This window comes from Niallia sp. M35 (genome assembly GCF_050971705.1).
GTDB lineage: Bacteria > Bacillota > Bacilli > Bacillales > Cytobacillaceae > Niallia > Niallia circulans_A.
Window position 1 is genome coordinate 1 of record NZ_JBPCEP010000039.1, and the last position, 1931, is coordinate 1931.

At 31.2% G+C, this 1931-nt stretch carries 1 protein-coding gene; it reads left to right on the plus strand.

The window, feature by feature from the left end:
• Positions 1-758 precede the first annotated feature (758 nt).
• Positions 759-1790, plus strand: a complete 1032-nt coding sequence (locus tag NiCM35_RS26540) for a serine hydrolase domain-containing protein (protein WP_171509279.1) — start codon at positions 759-761, stop codon at positions 1788-1790.
• The last annotated feature ends 141 nt before the right edge of the window (positions 1791-1931 follow it).

Sequence of the window (1931 nt, forward strand, 5' to 3'; positions counted from 1 at the left end):
CGCTAGTTATAAAACGATTATTGTTGACGTTTGTTTGTTCAGTTTTCAAAGAGCAATTTGTTTGTTGCTATCAGACGCAACTTTTATATATTATCACATTTAATAGTCACTAGTCAATAACTTTCTTAAAAACTTTTAACTATTAAATTATCAATTATCGTTACCGTTCGAGGCAACTTTTATATAATACCAATTATTTATTTAATCGTCAACTGTTTTTTATTTTAAATTCCAGGATATATATGCTTGCCTTAAACACTCTTTTTTTATTACTCCCATTTGATAAAAGATACTGATCACTTAAATTTTCAATAAACCTCTAACAAACTATTGAGTACAGTAGGAAATCACGATTACCTATTAATTAACATAAGGAATATTTCCATTCTTTGATTATTATAGTCTTATCTTACAACAATCTATAGGGCACTTTGAATACTCATCGCCAACCTCTATTGTCTTCTCACAAAAACCATAATAGTTTTTTCTCGTTTCTTTCTATTGAAATTTTTATCATCGTCCTTATACTTGCGAAAAGGAATTAACCCAAGGATATTCTTTTGGTTCATTTTTATTTTCCCCACTATATTAACTTTTACATGAGAAAAAGGCGTTATTTTGTTCCCTACAAAAATCCGTATTTAATTTCCAAAACCCGAAAGATACTTCAATGTCCCTTTTGAAAATAAATTATATGGTACAATATGGATGGAGTTAAGTTAGACTAAAGATATACTAACTAGAAAGCGAGAGATACAATGGAAACTAGTTTAGAAAACCAAATAAAAATTACTGTAAATAGAAATAAGTTTTCAGGAACCATTCTTATCAAAAAGGCAGAAAATAATTTATTTTCTGCAAGTTATGGTTATGCAAATCGTAGCGATAACACAAAAAACACTATAGATACACGCTTCGGCATTGCATCAGGATGTAAATTATTTACGTCAATCGCTATTTGCCAACTTGTCGAGAAAGGTAAACTATCTTTTGAATCAAAATTAGAAGATTGTCTTCCTATTACCTTTCCAAATTTTAATAAAAATATTACAATTCATCACCTTTTAACACACACAGCTGGAATACCAGACTATTTCGACGAGGAAATAATGGATGATTTCGAGGAGTTGTGGATAGACCTTCCCATGTATCATATAAGAAAGTTAACCGATTTTTTGCCTCTTTTTCAGAATAAACCCATGAAATCAAATGCTGGGGAAAAATTTCATTATAATAATGCTGGATATATTTTACTTGGATTGGTCATCGAGGAAGTAAGTAAAATGTCATTTACTGATTTTATCGAAGAAAATATTTTTAAAAAAGTCGGAATGCAAAACTCTGGTTATTATGAATTAGATGCTCTTCCAAAAAACACAGCTTTAGGTTATATCGATTTGCCGAACAATAAATGGAGAACAAATATTTACTCATTGCCTGCAAAAGGTGGTGCAGATGGAGGCGCATTTGTAACTGCACTTGATATGTCAAGTTTATGGAATGCACTTCTAACTAATCAATTATTAAGTGATGAATATACTTCCAAGTTACTTACTCCATTTATTCAAACAAAGAAATCAACCGGATTTTATGGTTATGGGTTATGGATAGAGAAAAAGGAAAATGCTATTTTTAAATATCATATTATGGGTTACGATCCTGGAGTTAATTTTCATTCTGCCTTTTACCCCAAATCACAAATTCATACTGTTATCTGTTCAAACAAATCTGAAGGTGCGTTTGAAGTTTCGAAAGTCATTGAAGATCAACTAATAATAAAAATGGAATAAGTATCTATCCCTTACAATAACTAAACAAAAGCACTTATCCACATAAAAAGACCTAAAGGCAATATGCTTTTAGGTCTTTTTGCGCCTGGCGACGTCCTACTCTCACAGGGGGAGAACCCCCAACTACCATCGGCGCTGAGA

Bases quoted from the DNA above. Each gene is read 5' to 3' on its own strand.
- NiCM35_RS26540 (WP_171509279.1), top strand. From the start codon at position 759: ATGGAAACTAGTTTAGAAAACCAAATAAAAATTACTGTAAATAGAAAT.